19 protein-coding genes are annotated in these 16,766 nt (G+C 72.3%); 12 read left to right on the top strand and 7 right to left on the bottom strand.

The window, feature by feature from the left end; translation table 11 throughout:
* Positions 1-55 precede the first annotated feature (55 nt).
* The 3 genes from ACN28A_RS03255 to ACN28A_RS03245 all read left to right on the top strand — a co-directional run bounded on the left by ACN28A_RS03255 (position 56) and on the right by ACN28A_RS03245 (position 1,524).
* Entirely contained in the window at positions 56-319 is a 264-nt protein-coding gene (locus ACN28A_RS03255; RefSeq protein ID WP_421392151.1) for a hypothetical protein, read from the top strand.
* A gap of 72 nt (positions 320-391) precedes the next feature.
* On the top strand, positions 392-1,072 hold the full coding sequence (locus ACN28A_RS03250; protein ID WP_421392149.1) for a hypothetical protein: 681 nt from the start codon (positions 392-394) through the stop codon (positions 1,070-1,072).
* Positions 1,072-1,524 (top strand): HIT family protein, encoded by a 453-nt coding sequence (locus ACN28A_RS03245; RefSeq protein WP_421392147.1) that lies wholly within the window; start codon positions 1,072-1,074, stop codon positions 1,522-1,524. Before ACN28A_RS03250 ends, ACN28A_RS03245 begins: the two co-directional genes overlap by 1 nt.
* Before the next feature lie 53 nt (positions 1,525-1,577).
* Here ACN28A_RS03245 and ACN28A_RS03240 read toward each other — a convergent pair whose 3' ends face one another.
* Positions 1,578-2,075 (bottom strand): DUF6624 domain-containing protein, encoded by a 498-nt coding sequence (locus ACN28A_RS03240; RefSeq protein WP_421392145.1) that lies wholly within the window; start codon positions 2,073-2,075, stop codon positions 1,578-1,580.
* Positions 2,076-2,323: 248 nt separating this feature from the next.
* Here ACN28A_RS03240 and ACN28A_RS03235 point away from each other — a divergent pair, with 248 nt between their 5' ends.
* The 4 genes from ACN28A_RS03235 (at position 2,324) to ACN28A_RS03220 (ending at position 5,375) form a co-directional block, all read left to right on the top strand.
* A complete protein-coding gene (locus tag ACN28A_RS03235) occupies positions 2,324-2,872 on the top strand; it encodes a hypothetical protein (protein WP_421392143.1) in 549 nt (182 codons plus the stop codon).
* Between the two features lie 164 nt (positions 2,873-3,036).
* A complete protein-coding gene (locus tag ACN28A_RS03230) occupies positions 3,037-3,885 on the top strand; it encodes a glucose 1-dehydrogenase (protein ID WP_421392142.1) in 849 nt (282 codons plus the stop codon).
* Between the two features lie 70 nt (positions 3,886-3,955).
* On the top strand, positions 3,956-4,279 hold the full coding sequence (locus ACN28A_RS03225) for a plasmid stabilization protein (RefSeq protein ID WP_421392140.1): 324 nt from the start codon (positions 3,956-3,958) through the stop codon (positions 4,277-4,279).
* Positions 4,280-4,502: 223 nt separating this feature from the next.
* Positions 4,503-5,375, top strand: coding sequence for an alpha/beta fold hydrolase (locus tag ACN28A_RS03220; RefSeq protein WP_421392138.1), 873 nt, complete (start codon positions 4,503-4,505; stop codon positions 5,373-5,375).
* A gap of 94 nt (positions 5,376-5,469) precedes the next feature.
* On the opposite strand, the gene ACN28A_RS03215 is transcribed toward ACN28A_RS03220, so the two are convergent.
* The 3 genes from ACN28A_RS03215 to ACN28A_RS03205 all read right to left on the bottom strand — a co-directional run bounded on the left by ACN28A_RS03215 (position 5,470) and on the right by ACN28A_RS03205 (position 8,266).
* On the bottom strand, positions 5,470-5,865 hold the full coding sequence (locus ACN28A_RS03215) for a VOC family protein (protein WP_421392136.1): 396 nt from the start codon (positions 5,863-5,865) through the stop codon (positions 5,470-5,472).
* A 13-nt stretch (positions 5,866-5,878) separates the two neighbouring features.
* On the bottom strand, positions 5,879-6,655 hold the full coding sequence (locus ACN28A_RS03210) for an ArsR family transcriptional regulator (protein ID WP_421392134.1): 777 nt from the start codon (positions 6,653-6,655) through the stop codon (positions 5,879-5,881).
* Between the two features lie 228 nt (positions 6,656-6,883).
* Positions 6,884-8,266, bottom strand: a complete 1,383-nt coding sequence (locus ACN28A_RS03205; RefSeq protein ID WP_421392132.1) for an MFS transporter — start codon at positions 8,264-8,266, stop codon at positions 6,884-6,886.
* Positions 8,267-8,819: 553 nt separating this feature from the next.
* Between ACN28A_RS03205 and tuf the strand changes: the two genes are divergently transcribed.
* The gene (gene tuf / locus ACN28A_RS03200; protein WP_421392130.1) at positions 8,820-10,007 is read left to right on the top strand and encodes an elongation factor Tu; all 1,188 of its coding nucleotides are present in this window, start codon (positions 8,820-8,822) and stop codon (positions 10,005-10,007) included.
* A gap of 28 nt (positions 10,008-10,035) precedes the next feature.
* Here the strand turns inward: tuf and ACN28A_RS03195 are convergent, their stop codons facing one another.
* Positions 10,036-11,043, bottom strand: a complete 1,008-nt coding sequence (locus ACN28A_RS03195; RefSeq protein ID WP_421392128.1) for an ArsR/SmtB family transcription factor — start codon at positions 11,041-11,043, stop codon at positions 10,036-10,038.
* A 76-nt stretch (positions 11,044-11,119) separates the two neighbouring features.
* On the opposite strand from ACN28A_RS03195, the gene ACN28A_RS03190 reads away from it, so the two are divergent.
* On the top strand, positions 11,120-12,325 hold the full coding sequence (locus ACN28A_RS03190; RefSeq protein ID WP_421392125.1) for an MFS transporter: 1,206 nt from the start codon (positions 11,120-11,122) through the stop codon (positions 12,323-12,325).
* 139 nt (positions 12,326-12,464) lie between these two features.
* Here the strand turns inward: ACN28A_RS03190 and ACN28A_RS03185 are convergent, their stop codons facing one another.
* Complete coding sequence (locus ACN28A_RS03185; RefSeq protein ID WP_421392123.1) at positions 12,465-12,611, bottom strand: type II toxin-antitoxin system VapB family antitoxin; 147 nt, start codon at positions 12,609-12,611, stop codon at positions 12,465-12,467.
* Positions 12,612-12,798: 187 nt separating this feature from the next.
* Here ACN28A_RS03185 and ACN28A_RS03180 point away from each other — a divergent pair, with 187 nt between their 5' ends.
* The 3 genes from ACN28A_RS03180 (at position 12,799) to ACN28A_RS03170 (ending at position 15,894) form a co-directional block, all read left to right on the top strand.
* The gene (locus ACN28A_RS03180) at positions 12,799-13,296 is read left to right on the top strand and encodes a hypothetical protein (protein WP_421392121.1); all 498 of its coding nucleotides are present in this window, start codon (positions 12,799-12,801) and stop codon (positions 13,294-13,296) included.
* Between the two features lie 104 nt (positions 13,297-13,400).
* On the top strand, positions 13,401-14,807 hold the full coding sequence (locus ACN28A_RS03175) for a class II 3-deoxy-7-phosphoheptulonate synthase (protein WP_421392120.1): 1,407 nt from the start codon (positions 13,401-13,403) through the stop codon (positions 14,805-14,807).
* A complete protein-coding gene (locus ACN28A_RS03170) occupies positions 14,800-15,894 on the top strand; it encodes a threonine aldolase family protein (RefSeq protein ID WP_421392118.1) in 1,095 nt (364 codons plus the stop codon). The genes ACN28A_RS03175 and ACN28A_RS03170 overlap by 8 nt, the downstream gene beginning before the upstream one ends.
* A 26-nt stretch (positions 15,895-15,920) precedes the next feature.
* Here ACN28A_RS03170 and ACN28A_RS03165 read toward each other — a convergent pair whose 3' ends face one another.
* Positions 15,921-16,745, bottom strand: coding sequence for a M15 family metallopeptidase (locus ACN28A_RS03165; protein WP_421392115.1), 825 nt, complete (start codon positions 16,743-16,745; stop codon positions 15,921-15,923).
* Positions 16,746-16,766: the final 21 nt, after the last annotated feature.

Below are 16,766 nucleotides of genomic sequence, written 5' to 3'. Positions count from 1 at the left end.
GGCGCGGGCTGCCGGTGTCGGGGGAGTGGCAGCGGCGCCGCGCCGGGGCACCGAGATGACGGAACCGGAGCCGCCGGTCGGCCCGCACACGCCGCTGCGCCCACTGTGGCTGTGCCGCACCGACGGGCAACCATGGCCGTGCGCCGCCGCGCGGCTCAGCCTGGTCCGGGAGTACCCGGACGCGCGGGGCGCGCTCTGCGTGCGGCTCGGCTCGTCGCTCGCCGAGGCGTACCGGGATCTGCATGCCCTGAACCCGGCCGGCGCTCCGGCGGCGGCCGCGCTCAGCGCCCGCTTCCTCGGCTGGCTCCCCGGCTCCTAACCCCAGTCGACCAGGTCGGATGGGCAAGAACAAGACTGGAATTCGGCTCCGGGACGGCTCACGATTCTGGGCATGCCGTGGGACCCCTTCCGAACTCTCCACCAGGCACTCTGGATCGGCGGCGCCCAGTGGGCCGGCAAGTCGACGGTTGCCGAAATCCTCGCCGAGCGCTACGGCCTGACGCACTACCACTACGACTACCACGACGCGCGCGGGCACAACGACCGCCGGATCGTCCGCCGGATCCGGCGCGGCGAGCCGGCCGAGCCCGACCTGGAGACGGTTTGGGTCGACACGACACCTGAGGAGATGGCCCGGCAGGCGCTGGCGGGCTTCGCCGAGCGGTTCGAGTGGGTGCAGGACGACCTGCGGGCGCTCGCCTCACCCCGGCCCGTTCTCGCCGAGGGTTGGGGGCTGCGCCCGGACCTGGTCGCGGCGGTCAGCGGGTCGACCCGGCGGATGGTGGTGCTGGTGCCGACCGAAGGGTTCCGGCGGCACCAGCTCGACCGGCTACCCCGGGCCGGTCGGCTCGGCCACCAGGTCAGCGACCCCGAACGCGCGCAGCGGAACCGGATCCAGCGGGACCGCCTGCTCGCCGAGGACGCCGTACGCGGCGCCGGCCGGCTGGGCATCCGGGTGATCGAGGTGGACGGCAGCCGCGACGCCGAGGAGATGGCCGGACTGGTGGCCGAGCACTTCGCCCCGTTCCTGCCGACGCCCGGGGAAACAGCTGCGGAAGGCAGAATGAGGTGATGACCGGGGACTGCTATTCCTGCCGGCAGGAGGACGCTCTCGCCGCCGCGTCGTTCGCGGAGCGGCTGCACGTCACCGATTTCTGGCGTACCGCGCACGCGTTCAACTCCAGCCTGCCGGGCTGGCTGGTGGTGCTGCCACGGCGGCACGTCAGCTCGGTCGCCGAGCTGACCCCGGCCGAGGCCGCCGAGCTGGGCCCGCTGCTGCACCAGCTCAGCACCGCCCTGCACGAGACCGTACGCTGCACCAAGACGTACGTGATGCAGTTTGCCGAGGCGGAGGGCTTCGGGCACGTGCACTTCCACCTCGTACCCCGGATGCCGGACCTTCCGTCCGAACACCGCGGCCCCCGGATCTTCCACTACCTCACCCGCCCGGAGAGCGAGTGGCTGACGTCCGAACGACGGGTCGAGATCGCCACCGCCATCGCCGAGCGCCTCCGGACGGAGTGATCCCCGGACCTTCCGGCGCAGCTCGACTGAGCACCTACTGCTCGACGGACCAGCTAGCGGCTGTCGTCCTCGGCGCAGATGCTGGCCATCTCGGTCAGGTACTCGGCCAGCGGGTCGAGGCCGGCCGTCGCCCGCCGCTTGTCGACACCTGCCTCGTCCCGGATCGGGGTGGTCGGCGCCGGCCCGTCCGGACCGCACCGCATCTGCGTGCCGTACGTCTGGGGTTCGCCCTTCGCCACGGCGACCCGGTCCTCAAGGTACGCGAGGTTGCCGGGCGACGCCTGGCCCCGCGCGACCGCGTCACGCAGCAGTTCGAGCGCCTGCTGCTGGAAGGCGAGGTCGAGATCCGAGTGCTGCGCGATCGCCCAGGCGGCATTCCCGCCGTCCCTGCCGACGAGATCGAACGTGGGCCAGCCGTGCTTGGCGATGATCTCCTTCAACCGGGCGGTGCGCTGGTCGGCGGTGTCGGTCTGGGGGACACCGTTCAACTCGGCCTGGTCGCGTTCGAGCATCCCGACCAGTTCGTCGTGCAGCGCCTTGTCGAACCGCACGGCCTGCTGCGATGCCGTCGGTGTCGGTGTCGGTGTCGGTGTCGGTGTCGGTGTCGGTGTCGGCTGCCGCGGTGCGGCGGAGGAGCAGCCGCCGACCAGAGCCGCGAGGACGGCCAGTGACAAGGAAGCTCGGCGCAGAACTCTCATCGACACCCTCCGCTGGTGGATTGTTGTGGCCGGCGCCGGGGAGATTACAAGAGGCCGCTGGCGGGCGGTGTCCACAATGAGGACCGATCATCGGAGGCACCATGGAAATCGCGCCGGACCTGCCGGTCGTACCCGAACTTCCGCCGGTCTGGCTGCTCGACGTCGACGGCGTGGTCAACGCCCGGCGTCCCGGGTGGGGCCGACCAGTACGGCGGGCCGACGTCTGGTCCGAGACCGACCGGTGCGAGTACCCGCTGCGGTGGGCCGGTGCACTTGTCGACCGCATTCGTACCCTGCACGCCTCCGGACTCGTCGAGGTGCGCTGGTGCAGCACCTGGTGCCCGGAGGCGGACCTGCTGGAACGGCTGTGGCGGCTACCGGCGCTGGGCCGCGCCCTGGACTGCGATCCGGTGCCCAAGGGCGAGCTGGGCTGGCCGGTGAAGCTGGCCGCTGCCCGTGCCGTGCTGGCCGGCGGCCGTACCCTCGTCTGGACCGACGACGAGGCGATCCCGGCGGGGGACAGGGTGCTGGACCGGGCGGTGGCCCGGGGGATCGCCCTGCTGATCGCGCCCGACCCGGGTCGGGGACTGCGCCCCGCCGACCTGGACGCGATCGAGGCGTTCGCCCGGCGACACGACGGTGTCGGCTGACCGGCACGACGGAGTCGGCTGACCGACACGACGGAGTCGGCTGACCGACACGAACGGGTGAGATCGGGCCAGCTCAGCGGCTTCGACAACGATCGGGAATCGGGTTTACCGGCTGCCGGGTATGGGGACCTTTCATACCAGTCCCACACACGAGGAGTCACCCGATGCCCGAGAACCAGCAGGCCGAGCCGCAGCAGCAGCCGCCCGGCACCCTCGACGCGATGAACTCCAGGCCCGACCACGGCGAGGACTCCTACCGGGGCTCCGGCCGACTGGCGGGCAAGAAGGCGGTCATCACCGGCGGGGACAGCGGCATCGGCCGGGCGGTCGCCATTGCGTACGCCCGGGAGGGCGCCGACGTGCTGATCTCGTACCTGGACGAGCACGACGATGCCCGGGAGACCGCCAAGCTCGTCGAGGACGAGGGGCGGAAGGCGGTACTCGTCGCCGGGAACGTCGGCGACCCGGCGGTGTGCCGCGAGGTGGTGGACCGGGCGGTCGCGGAGTTCGGCCGGATCGACGTGCTCGTCAACAACGCGGCCTACCAGATGACGCACGAAACCCTCGAAGAGGTCACCGACGAGGAGTGGCAGCACACCTTCGACGTGAACATCACCGCGATGTTCCGGCTGGTGCAGGCGGCCCTGCCGCACCTCGGTGACAAGGCGTCGATCATCAACACCAGCTCGATCAACTACGACACGCCCCGCCCGACGCTGCTGCCGTACGCGACCACCAAGGGTGCGATCGCGAACTTCACCGCCGGGCTGGCCCAGATGCTCGGCGAGCGGGGCATCCGGGTGAACGGCGTCGCGCCCGGCCCGATCTGGACCCCGCTGATCCCGTCCACCATGCCGCCGGACCACGTCGAGAAGTTCGGCAGGAACACCCCGCTGGGCCGCCCCGGCCAGCCGAAGGAGTGCGCTCCGGCGTACGTGCTGCTCGCCTCGGACGAGGCCAGCTACATCTCCGGCGCGATCATCCCGGTCACCGGCGGCAAGCCCATCCTCTGACCGTCGTCCGCCACGACGGTCCCCCGACCGCCGTGGCGACGATGGTCGTCCGACCGGAAGGAGTTCCGTCATGCCCGCAGGGTCGTCCCCGAAGCGGGAACGCCAGTACAAGCACATCAAGGCCAGCGCCAAGAAGCGCGGCGAGTCGACCGGGCGCGCCGAGGAGATCGCCGCCCGGACGGTGAACAAGGAACGCGCCCGGGCCGGCGAGTCGAAGACCGCCAGCCGCTCGTCGATCAAGGACGTCTCCTCCGGGCACCGGGGCGGCAAGCGGTCGCACACCGGCGCGCAGGGACGTACCAAGGAACAGCTCTACAACGAGGCGAAGAAACGCAACATCAAGGGCCGGTCGAGCATGTCAAAGGCCGAGCTGGGAAAGGCGCTCTCCCGCTGACAACTCGCCCGCTGACAATTGGACCGTTGCGCGAACCTGCTCCTCGGTCGCCGGTCGGGGCGTACGGTCACCGTCGATGCCGCTACCGGACGATCCGCACCGCCGGATCGAGCGGATCGGCGAGACCGTACGCCGGCCGGCACTGCCGAGCACAGCGGCGCACTCCACAGCTGGTCGTCCGGTCTCCCGGTGAGTTTCCACGGCCGGCCGTAGTCTCGGCATCATGACTCAGCCCCAGACCCACACCCTCGCCCTGCCCGGCGTCGATCTGGTCTACGACGTTCGCGGTCCGCTCCCGCCAGCCGGTGGGCGTCCCGTGTTGATGATGATCGGCCAGCCGATGACGGCGGAAGGATTCGATGCGCTCGCCGCACACTTCACGGACCGCACTGTCGTCACCTACGACCCGCGCGGCCTGGGCCGGAGCATTCGCCGGGACGGCCGGTCCGACCACACGCCGCAGCAGCAGGCGGACGACCTGCACCTGCTGATCGAGGCGCTCGATGCCGGTCCGGTGGAGATGTTCGGCAGCAGCGGCGGCGCGGTCACCGCACTCGAGTTGGTCGCCACCCACCCCGGCGACGTCGTCACGCTTGTGGCACACGAGCCGCCGATCAACGCGGTGCTTCCCGACGCCGCAGCCGCCGAACGCGCCCGGGCCGCGTTCCACGAGGCGTACCAGGCGAAGGGCAGCGGCGCGGGCATGGCCGCTTTCATCGCGATGACGTCCTGGCAGGGCGAGTTCACCGAGGCGTACTTCGCCCAGCCGGTGCCCGACCCGGCCATGTTCGGTATGCCGGCCGAGGACGACGGGACCCGCGACGATCCGCTGCTCTCGAAGAGATCGTGGGCGGTCACCGACTACCGCCCTGATCCGGGGGCGCTCACCGCGGCGCCGACCCGGATCGTCGTCGCGGTCGGCGAGGAGTCGGCGCGGACGTACACCGCGCGTACCGCCGTCGGCACCGCGGCCCTGCTCGGCCAGGAGGCCACCGTCTTCCCGAGCCACCACGGCGGCTTCCTCGGCGGTCAGTTCGGTTACGCGGGCAAGCCCGAGGAGTTCGCGGCACGGCTGCGAGAGGTGCTGGCAGGGTGAGACTGGACAGGAGCAGAACCAGGCCGACGGTGAACGATTCCGTTCTTCTTCCTGGCCGATCCGCTGCGGCCGTCCGGCGGATCGCAGCCGTCGGTCACGGTGCGTCCGGCCGGTGTGCGGGCTGGAACAGCTCGACGAGGTTGCCGGCAGGATCGGTAAGCAGGATCTGCCGCCCACCCGGTCCGTCGACCACGTCACCGGGCAGCGACAACCCGGCGTCGCGCAGTCGACCGATCTCGGCGTCCAGGTCGTCGACGACCAGATGGATCCGGTTGCGGCCGGCCACGGTGGCGCCCTCGGGGGTGGCCCGGGCACCCGAACTGGCCGGCCCGGACAGCAGCAGCCGCAGCGGGCCGCGCACCACCTCGGCGAAGGCGGGCCCGGCACCGGCCTTCAGGACGAAGCCGAGGTGGGTGGTGTAGAAGCCGACGGCCGCCCCGACGTCGTCGACGATGTAGCGGACGCTGGCGTACTGGTCTGGTGTGGTCACGGTGGGACCTCCGTCAGGGTCGAGTGGTGCGCAGGACGGGCAGCAGATGCCTGACCCGGGTGTCGATGTCGGTCGCGGTGCGCTGGAAGATGGAGTGGTCGCCCTGGTCCGCGTCACCGGTGGCGGCGGGGTCGGGAATGCTCCAGTGCACCCGCCGGGGATCGCCCGGGAAGTCGGGGCACTTCTCGCGGGCCTTGTCGCACAGGCTGATGACGTAGTCGAACCGCCGACCGGAGACGGTATCCCAGTGCCGGGGAAGCTGCCCCGCGACCCGAAGGCCGAACTCCTGGCGGAGCACTCGTACGGCACCGGGGTGCAGCCGGGGCTTGGGCAGACCTCCCGCGCTTGTCGTCTCGACCTGTCCGCCGGTGTGGTGCCGGAGCAGAGCCTCGGCGATCGGTGAGCGGGCACTGTTACCGGTGCAGACGAAGAGCACGCTGACTCGGGGCGTACCCCGCAGGTCGGCGGGACGCACCGGCAGCGGGACGGATTCCCTGCGCAGTGCCGGGTGCACCGCGGCGCCGGTGTCGGCCAGTGCGTTCGCACACCGGTCGAGGTCGAGGTGGTAGTAGCTGTCCCGTCCGTCGAAGCTGCTGCGCACGGCGGTGACCAGTCCGCCGTCCCGCAGGAGTCGCAGGTGGTAGGAGACCAGGTTCTGCGGTTCGCCGACCAGTGCCACCAGCTCCCGGACCCGGAGGTCGCCGGTCGCGAGTTCGGTGAGCAGCCGCCAGCGCAGCGGATGGGCGGCCAGCCGGACGAACGTCGGGGTGGACCGGCGCGACGTGACCATGATCGGACGATACATCAATCTGAGGAGATGCATCAAACGCTTTTGATTGACATCCCTGTCGTGGCGGCTCGGCCGGCGAACGGTCGCGTTGCCGGACAGTGGCGGGTGCCGGTCGCACGCTGCGGCGTTCCGACCCGAGCGATGGCCGTCTTCGGCACGGCTGGTGTTGTCCCGCCAGCGGCCTGGCGACCGCCGTCGAGATCAGCGCCGGACCGGGGCGCTGAGAGGTCAGCGCCGAGACGGGTCGCCGAGCGCGGTGGGAGCGGCGGCGGAGGTGGCGGCGGTGTGGCGGGCCACCCGGCGTTCCCGGGGCGGACCGGCGAGCAGGTGACCGGCGACGGTGAGCAGACCGAGCCCGCCGACGGCCAACCAGTGTCCGTCGCCGAGATACTGCAGGCTCGCCCCGCCGACCGCCGGGGCGACGAAGGCGGCAGCCGGAAAGGTGAGGAAGAAGACCGCCTGGTAGCGGCCACGCAGCCGGGGCGGGGCCAGCTCGGCGTTGATCTCCGCATTCGGCGGTGCCGCGAGCATCGCGCCGACCGTCCAGACCAGCGCCGCCAGCAGGTACCCGGGCAGTCCGTCGGCGACGGCGAGACCGGCGTACCCGAGGGCGGCCAGGCCCAGCGCGGCGGCCAGCACCCGATGCTTGCGGCGACCGTCGACCAGCCGGGGCACGAAGAGCTGACCGAGTACGATGAACAGCCCGCCCAGCGCCACCACCAGCCCGTACGCCGAGGAACTCAGCCCGTCGGCGCGCATCGCCAGCGGCATCACCGTCGAGGTCTGCGCGGTCATCACGGCGTACGCCAGGGTCAGCGCGACGAAGGTCAGGAAGATGCGGTCGGTGAGCGGAACGAGTAGCCCGGCCCGCCGACGGCGCACCGGCCCCGGCCCTGGCTCTGGCCCGCTGGGTGAAACGTCAGGTGTTGCCGTTTCCGGTGTCGCCGTTCCCGGAGGCGGCGTCCCCGGCCTGCGTGCCGGGCGGACGTCTGGTGTTGCCGTGCGGGCCAGGGTCTCCGGCACCTTCCAGGCGACGATCACGGCGGTGCTGAGAGTCGCCGCCGCGTCGACCAGGAACAGGGCCAGGTAACTCGTCTCGGCGAGCAGCCCGGCCAGTGCCGAAGCGCCGGCCATACCGAGGTTGAGTGCCCAGAACTGGAGGTTGAACGCCCGGGAGCGGCGGGCCGCCGGCACCACGTCCACGATCGCGGCGACGAAGGCCGGACCGGGCATCGAGTGGGTGACCCCGACCAGTGTCGCGAGCAGCGCGATCGCCGGCAGGGTGGTCACCACCGCCATGCCGGCGATGAGCGCCGACGCGGCCAGGTGTGCCCAGAGCAGCGTTCGGCGCCGGCCCCACCGGTCGGCGAGCACCCCGCCGAGCAGGACCCCGACGACACCGCCGAGCCCGTACCCGCCGACGACCAGGCCGGCGAGCGCGTCGCTGGCGCCGCGTACGTCGGTCAGGTAGAGCGGCAGGAAGAGCATGGCGAACATGCCGATCCGGTTGATCAGCAGGCCCGACCAGAGGAACCAGAAAACCGCCGGCAACCCGCCGGCCGTGTCCCGCAGCCAGGCCCCCGTCGCCCGCCACGCCGCCGCCGCCCGCACTCCGCCCGCCTCCCGTAAACATTGTTTCCTGTAGCTGGCCGTTGCCGACCGTAGAGCACCGCGCAAGATCGCGCACATTCCGGAAGAACGTGGTCTCCGGGCCGGGCGGTGGGCACTCCTTCCCGGAAGTTGCGTGTTCTCGGACTGCGGCGAGGCGAGGCGGGGCGGGGTGGGGGAGCGGGACGGGGCGGGGCGGAGCGGGGCGGGGCGGGGGAATATCTGTCGCGGGTGGGGGTGTTGGGGGCTAGCGTGATCGTTATGTTCGGCACGGTTGGGGTTGTGTGGCCCGCGGGGTTCGTCCTGCTGGGTCCCGCCGCCGTGTGCGTGGCGGTCACCTCGCCGGTCCAGCTCCACGGGCTGGATAGCGGCGCGCGAGGCTGACCCTCCTCCCGCACCAGCAGAACCCACGGAGGAGGGTGGCCCGGTTTCCCGGTGTCGCCCCTGTCCTGTCGGCGCACCGGATGCGCGGTTCTGGCGCGGTTTCCCTTTCTCGCGGTATGGCACCCGCCCGCGCTCGTCGTCCGCCACCAGTAACTCCACAGAGGACAGTGAAATGGCCAAGAGCCAGTTCGTACGCACCAAGCCGCACCTGAACATCGGCACGATGGGGCACGTCGACCACGGCAAGACCACCCTGACCGCCGCGATCACCAAGGTGCTCGCCGACCGGGACCCGTCGGTCAACCGGTTCGTCGCCTTCGACGGCATCGACCGGGCGCCGGAGGAGGTCGCCCGGGGCATCACCATCACCATCGCGCACGTCGAGTACGAGACCGCGACCCGGCACTACGCGCACGTGGACATGCCGGGCCACGCCGACTACGTGAAGAACATGATCACGGGGGCGGCGCAGGTGGACGGGGCGATCCTGGTCGTCTCGGCGATGGACGGTGCGATGCCGCAGACCCGGGAGCACGTGCTGCTCGCCCAGCGGGTCGGCGTGCCGTACCTGGTGGTGGCGTTGAACAAGGCGGACGCGGTCGACGACCCCGAACTGCTCGACCTGGTCGAGCTGGAGGTCCGGGAACTGGTCAGCGAGTACGGCTTCCCCGGCGACGAGGTACCGGTGGTGCGGGTCTCCGCGCTGCGGGCCCTGGAGGGCGACCCGAGGTGGGTCGGCTCCATCGGGGACCTGCTCGACGCGGTCGACAGGTACGTCCCGGTGCCGCCGCGCGAACTCGACCGGCCGTTCCTGATGCCGATCGAGAACGTGCTGACCATCTCCGGCCGGGGAACCGTGGTGACCGGAGCGGTCGAGCGCGGCTCGCTGCGCGCCGGTGACCAGGTCGAGGTGGTCGGGCTCGCCCCGACCCTGTCGACAGTGGCGATCGGGCTGGAGACCTTCGGCCGGTCGCTGGAGTCGGCGCAGGCCGGGGACAACGCGGCCGTACTGCTGCGCGGGGTCAAGCGCGACCAGGTGCAGCGGGGTCAGGTGGTGGCCATGCCGGGCAGCGTCACGCCGCACCGGCGGTTCACCGCCCAGCTCTATGCGCTGACCACCGCCGAGGGTGGCCGGCGTACCCCGTTCCACGCCAACTACCGGCCGCAGTTCTACTTCCGGACGACGGACGTGGTCGGCGCGGTGGACCTGGGCGAACTGCCCCAGGTGGCGCCCGGTGACACCGTGACGGTCACGGTCGAGCTGGGCAAGCCGATCGCGATGGACGTCGGGCTCGGCTTCGCCGTCCGGGAGGGCGGCCGGACGGTCGCCGCCGGAAAGGTGACCGCCCTGCTCGACTGAGGAGCCGGCCGACGTCGAGAACCGCTGCTCAGCCGGTGGCCCGTTCGTCGGGCCGCCGGCTGAGTCGGACCAGGCGGTCGCCGTCGGCGGTGCGGAAGTAGAGCACGTACCGGCCCGAGCGGCGTCGCTGCACGAGCTGGGCGTCGAGGAGTACCCGCAGGTGGCCGCCGACCGAGCCCAGGCCGTGCCCGGTCGCGGCGACCAGCCCGGTGGTGCTGGTCGGCGACTCCAGCCGGGCCAGGATCTCCGCCCGGACCGGGCCGAGCAGCCGGCGCAGCGCGGCCGGCGGGGCGGTACGCCCCGGATCGGCGAGGATCCCGCCGCACGGGTAGACAACCGTGTGCCGGGCCGCGTGTTCGGAGCCGACCCAGCCCCGGCTCGACGTGCTCGGCACGAAGAGCAGTCCGGTGTCGGCGAGGTCCTGCGGCGGCAGGTCGTACGTGTTGATCTGGAGCTGGCCGTGCCCGAGCCAGCGCATCCCCGGGCGCATCCCGTCCAGGACGGTCGCCCAGCCGCCCGACCCGAGCGAGTGGGTCCGGGCGACGATGTCGGCCTCGAAGAGGCGCTGCCGGCGCGACCAGTCCGGACGCAGGGTGTGCCGCCAGACCCAGTCCAGCAGCTCGGCGACCCGTTCCGGTAGGGCGGCGCTGCCCAGTACGCCGGGAAGGGTCCGGCCGGGTCCGCGCAGCCCGGGCAGGTCGGCCCGGACCATCTCGGCGGACATCTCGCGGATTCGGCGCAGGTCGGCGGTGAACGTCGCCTCGACGTCGCCGGCTGGCGCCACCGGGTCGACGGGGGTGGCGAGGAAGTCGGGTAGCCGGCGCGGCGGGAAGGCAGCCCGAACGAAGGCCGCGCTGAACGAGTCGCTGGCCAGCCGGGACCGGTACGCGGGCAGGTGCGCGTCGAGCCACGCCCGCTGGCCGGGCAGCGTCGGATGCCCGTCCAGGGCCTTGAGCGCCGCGACCGTCTCGACAAGCGGGGAGACGGCGAACCGGCTCCGGGCCAGCACGTCCGCGTCGAGCAGCCAGAGACCCACGGCCACCTCCCCCTGCGTTTTCGTCTGCGGGTGAAAAAGTACCGGCTCCGACGGTGCGGCACCCAGACTGCTCGCCGTGCGTACATATCGGGAGTTGTTCCGGGTCACCGAGTTCCGTCCCCTCTTCCTGGCCAGCACCGCTCAGGTCGCGGCGAGCACCGTCAACGGCCTCGCCCTCGGCACCCTGGTGTACTCCGCGACCAAATCTCCGCTGCTCGCGGCGCTCAGCCTCTTCGGTCACGCCTTCGCGCATGTGATCGGCGCCACCACCCTGCTCGCGGTGGCCGACCGGGTGCCGCCGCGCGCCGCGCTGGTGTGCCTCAAGCTCTTCCTCTGCGCCGGCAGCCTCACGATGGCCCTACCCGGCATGCCGATCTGGGCTCTGTTCGTGGTGATCGGGCTGATGGGACTGGCCGGCTCGGTCGGCCATGGCGCCCGCTGGGGCCTGCTCGGTGAGATCCTGCCGGACGGCGGCTATCTGCTCGGCCGCTCGGTGCTGAACATGTCGGTCGGGGCGATGCAGATCACCGGGTTCGCGCTCGGCGGCGTCCTGCTCACCGTGGTCGCACCGCGCCAGGTGCTGCTGATCGGCGCCAGCCTGCACCTGGCCGCCGCGCTTGTCGCCCGGTTCGGCCTGAGCCGGCGGGCGCCGAGGGCGGTCGACCGGGCCTCCGTCCGGCGGACCTGGCAGGTCAACGCCGGGTTGTGGGCGGTACCCGCCCGGCGGTACGTCTACCTCGCGCTCTGGCTGCCGAACGGCCTGGTGGTCGGCTGCGAGGCGCTGTTCATCCCGTACGCCCCGGGATCCGCCGGGGTGCTCTTCGTCGCCGGTGCCCTCGGGATGCTGGCCGGGGACACCGTGGTCGGCCGGTTCGTCCCGGCCCGGTGGCGGCCGCGGCTGGTCACTCCGCTGCAACTCTCGCTCGGGTTGCCGTACCTGCTCTTCGCCCTGCCCGTCCCGCTGCCACTGGCCGCGCTCGCCGTGGCGGTGGCCTCGGCCGGGTTCGGTGCGGGTGTGCTGCTCCAGCAACGCCTCGTCGACCTCACCCCGCCGCAGATGCGCGGCCAGGCGCTCGGGCTGCACTCCTCGGGGATGCTGACCATGCAGGCGGTGGCGGCGACGCTGGCCGGCACCATCGCCCAGTACCTGCCGGTCGGTGCCGCGATGGCCGTGATGGCGGTGCTCTCCCTCACGGTGACGCTGCTGCTCCGCCCCGGCCTGCGGACGCCGGCCGAGACCCGGCTGCCCGAACCGGTCACACCTGCTGCCGGAAACGGGTAACCGTTGTTCCGGCACCCGTTCCCGCCCGGTGGTCGGGTGCCGTTCCCGCCCGGTCGTCAGGGCAGGGTGTACACCTGCCGCCCGGCCAGGTCCGGCAGGTGTCGTGCCGCTGTCGCGAAATCGGCGTCGTCGTGCAGGACTAGTCGTCGAGTGCCGCGATGCGGCGGTGGCGGGCCGCGTGCTCCCGGAGTGCGAGGTTCACCGTCTCCTTCTTGCTCCGGGCGCCGGACAGTCGCATCGCCTCAGCCAACGCGTCGTCATCGAGATCGATCTGTGTGACGGCCACGACGCCTCCTGTTGGTGATGTACATACAAGCGATACATCAGCAACATTTGTACGATCGGCCGCCGAGGGTTCCGCCACCTGCCCACACGTCCTGGTCGGGCCGGCACCTCCGGTCGGTCCAGCGTCCGGGCGGGTCGGTCGGCGGCGGCTCGGCTAGGGTGGGAACCCGTTCGGCGGAGGGAGCGGGATGGTCGGCGTACGGCGACGGGTGGTCGGGCTGGTCGCGGTGCTGGCGATGATGGCGCCGCTCGCCCTGGCCGGGTGCGGCCCGCTCGACGGGATCGTCGGGCAGGGCGCCGAGCCCACCCCCACCCCGGACGAGGGTCCGCAGCGGGCCCGGGAGCGGGTCCAGGCGTACCTGGACGCGATGAGGGCGAAGAGCGTCGCCGACGGGCGCGAACAGCTCTGCGAGCCGCTGCGGGAGTCCTTCGACCAGGCGGCCACCGGGCCGAACGGCGACTTCGCCAGGCACTTCTCGGTGACGGCCGCGACGATCACCGATGTCCGGGCCAACGGCGCCGACCAGGACGTGAGTACGTCGATCACGGTGAAGGCCGGCGGCAAGGCGGTCCCGACCAAGGTCCTCTTCACGGTCGCCCGCGCCGACGGCCAGTGGTGCATCGCCAAGGAGGCCGTCGGCGGGCACACCCCGGCCCCGTCCGGCTCGCCCACCCCGGCGACCTGATCCGCCCGCCCGGTGGTCTGATCCGGACCGCGAGCGGCTCCCACGAAGCGGACGGGCGGCCCTCGGTCCTGGCGCGGTGCGGGTATCGCCGTACGCTTTCAGGCATGCGCCATGAGTGGCACCAGTTGAGCTACCCCGCCGTGGGCAACACGGCGTTGCAGACCAGCCGTCCGACCGAGGACTCCGCCGAGGACGAGGCGCTCGGCCTGGACCGCTGGCGTGACCTGCCCCGGGCCCAGACACCGCCGTGGCCGGACCAGACGGTCGTCGACGGGGTCTGCAAGATCCTCCAGAACGTGCCCTCGATCGTCGCGCCCTACGAGGTCGACCAGCTCCGGCAGCGGCTGGCGCTGGTCTGCGAGGGGCGCGCGTTCCTGCTCCAGGGCGGTGACTGCGCCGAGACCTTCACCGACAACACCGAGAGCCACCTGCTGGCCAACGCCCGCACGCTGCTCCAGATGGCGGTGGTGCTCACCTACGGGGCGTCGCTGCCGGTGGTCAAGGTGGCCCGGGTCGCCGGGCAGTACACCAAGCCGCGCTCGCTGCCGACCGACGCCCGCGGGCTGCCGGCGTACCGGGGCGACATGATCAACTCGCTGGAGGCGGTACCGGAGGCGCGGGTCGCCGACCCGCAGCGCATGATCCGGGCGTACGCGAACTCGGCCGCCGCGATGAACATGCTCCGGGCGTACCTGGCCGGTGGGCTGGCCGACCTGCACGCCGTGCACGACTGGAACAAGGGCTTCGTCAAGAACTCGCCGGCCGGGGAGCGCTACGAGGCGATCGCCCGGGAGATCGACCGGGCTCTCGCCTTCATCCGGGCCTGCGGGCTGACCGAGGAGGAGGCGCTGCGCACCGTCACCCTCTACTGCTCGCACGAGGCGCTGGCCCTGGAGTACGACCGGGCGCTGACCCGGGTCTCCGACGGCCGGGCGTACGGCCTCTCCGGGCACTTCCTCTGGGTCGGCGAGCGCACCCGGCAGCTCGACGGCGCCCACCTGGACTTCATCTCCCGGATCGCCAACCCGATCGGCGTCAAGCTCGGCCCCACCACCACCCCGGACGAGGCGATCGAGCTTTGCGAGAAGCTGAACCCGGAGAACGTCCCGGGCCGGCTCACCCTGATCAGCCGGATGGGCAATGGCCGGGTCCGCGAGGTGCTGCCGCCGATCGTGGCCAAGGTCACCGCCGCCGGTGCCAAGGTCGTCTGGCAGTGCGACCCGATGCACGGCAACACCCACGAGTCGTCGAACGGCTACAAGACCCGGCACTTCGACCGGATCGTCGACGAGGTGCTCGGCTACTTCGAGGTGCACCGGTCCCTGGAGACCCACCCGGGCGGGCTGCACGTCGAGCTGACCGGGGAGGACGTCACCGAGTGCCTCGGCGGCGCGCAGGCGATCGAGGACATCCACCTGCCGGACCGCTACGAGACCGCCTGCGACCCCCGGCTGAACACCCAGCAGTCGCTGGAACTCGCCTTCCTGGTGGCGGAGATGCTCCGTGGCTGACGACCCGGTCTCCCGGCTCGTCCCCTTCGGCGCCGGGAACGCGCTCCCGACCCCGGGCCCGGACCGCCCGGTCGACCTCCGCTCGGACACCGTCACCCGGCCCACCCCGGGGATGCGGGCCGCGATCGCCGCGGCCGAGGTCGGCGACGACGTGTACGCCGAGGACCCGTCCGTGACCGCCCTCGAAGCCGAGGTCGCGGCGCTCTTCGGGCACGAGGCGGCACTCTTCGCCCCGACCGGCTCGATGGCGAACCAGATCGCCATCCAACTGCTGGTGCCGCCCGGCGAGGAACTGCTCTGCGACGCCGACGCACACGTGGTGACGTACGAGACGGGCGCGGCGGCGGCGATCGGCGGCGTCTCCACCCGGACCTGGTCGCCGGTCGGCGCCGACCTCGACCCCGAGGTGGTCGCGGCGATGATCCGGCCGGACGGCTACCACGCGGTGCCGACCCGGGCGGTCGCGGTCGAGCAGACCCACAACCGGGGCGGCGGCGGGGTGATCCCGCTCGCCACGCTCCGCGAGCTGCGCCGGGTCACCGACGACGCCGGGATCGGGCTGCACTGCGACGGCGCCCGGATCTGGCACGCGCACGTCGCCGACGGGGTGCCGCTGGCCAGCTACGGCGAACTCTTCGACACCCTGTCGGTCTGCCTCTCCAAGGGGCTCGGCGCGCCGGTCGGATCACTCGTGGTCGGCAGCGCGGAACGGATCACCCGGGCCCGGACGATCCGCAAGCGGATGGGTGGCGGGATGCGCCAGGCGGGCGTCCTCGCCGCCGCCGGCCGGTACGCGCTGCGGCATCACCTGCAACGGCTGGCGGAGGACCACGTCCGGGCGGCCCGGCTCGCCGACGCGCTCGCCCCGTTCGGGGTGCTCGCCAATCCGGTGCGGACCAACATCGTGCCGCTGGACCTGTCCAAGTGCGGGTTCGACGCACCCGGGCTGGCCACGGCGGCCCGGCAGCGCGGGGTACTCGTCTCGGTCCTCGGCCCGCGCACCGCCCGCCTGGTGACCCATCACGACCTGGACGACGCAGACGTGGACCGGGCGATCGAGGTGCTGACGGCGATCTTCCGCCGCTGACCCGGCCGCGTTCTGTCCAGGTGGGGTCAGCCGCCGGTGCGGGTGAAGTGCTGGTAGTCGGGGGAGCGCCAGCTGCCGCCCCACTGCCAGCCGGCCGCCGCGAACGCCTCGACCAGGGCTCCGCCCGGGACGGCCATCCCGGGTCGGCGCTCCGAGCGGTCCTGGTACGCCGCCCCGGCGGGTGGCAGCACCCGGCCGTCGAGCAGGTACGGATTCTCCACCGGGTTGACGTCGATCGCCTTCCCGTAGGCGTGCGCGGACCACTTCGCCGGGCCCGTCGAGACCGCCCGGCGGCAGTTGAAGCCGGAGGTGTTGTCGTCGGCCATCGACCTGTCGTCGCTGCCGGCGTACGCGTCGACGGGCTGTAGCCGGCGGATCGGGAAGCGTTCCCGGTAGAGGCTGCCGAAGATCTTCACCACCTCGGCGGTCACCGAGCGGTGTACGACGATCGTGCCGACCCGCGGACGGCCGTCGAAGTCCCAGTAGCCGAGCCGGATCCGCCGGAGCTGGTCGGGCCCGACCGGGCAGCCGGATCGCCAGCTCGGCCCCAGCTCGGCGGCACCGACCGTGGCGATGTCGTGCGTGAAGGCGGCAGCGGGGCTGGCCGGGTTACCGGATGGGCTGGCCGTCGGTCCGGTACCGGCGGTGGACCGGCCGCCGCTCGGCGGGCCGCCGCAGCCGGCTACCGCGAGCGCGGTCAGCAACAATCCGACCAGCAGCCCGACCGGCAGTCCGCTTAGCAGCCTGGCCGGCACTCCGCTGAGCAGCCTGGCCGGCACTCCGCTGAGCGGTCCGACCGGCAGCCCGCTGAGCGGTCCGACCGGCGGTATCCGCCGTACGCCCCGTTCCACCGCCGACACGGTACGCCGCTC

Origin of the sequence: Plantactinospora sp. WMMB782 (assembly GCF_049179135.1) — a bacterium.
Lineage (GTDB): Bacteria > Actinomycetota > Actinomycetes > Mycobacteriales > Micromonosporaceae > Plantactinospora.
This window is presented reverse-complemented; position numbering and strand designations above follow the sequence as displayed.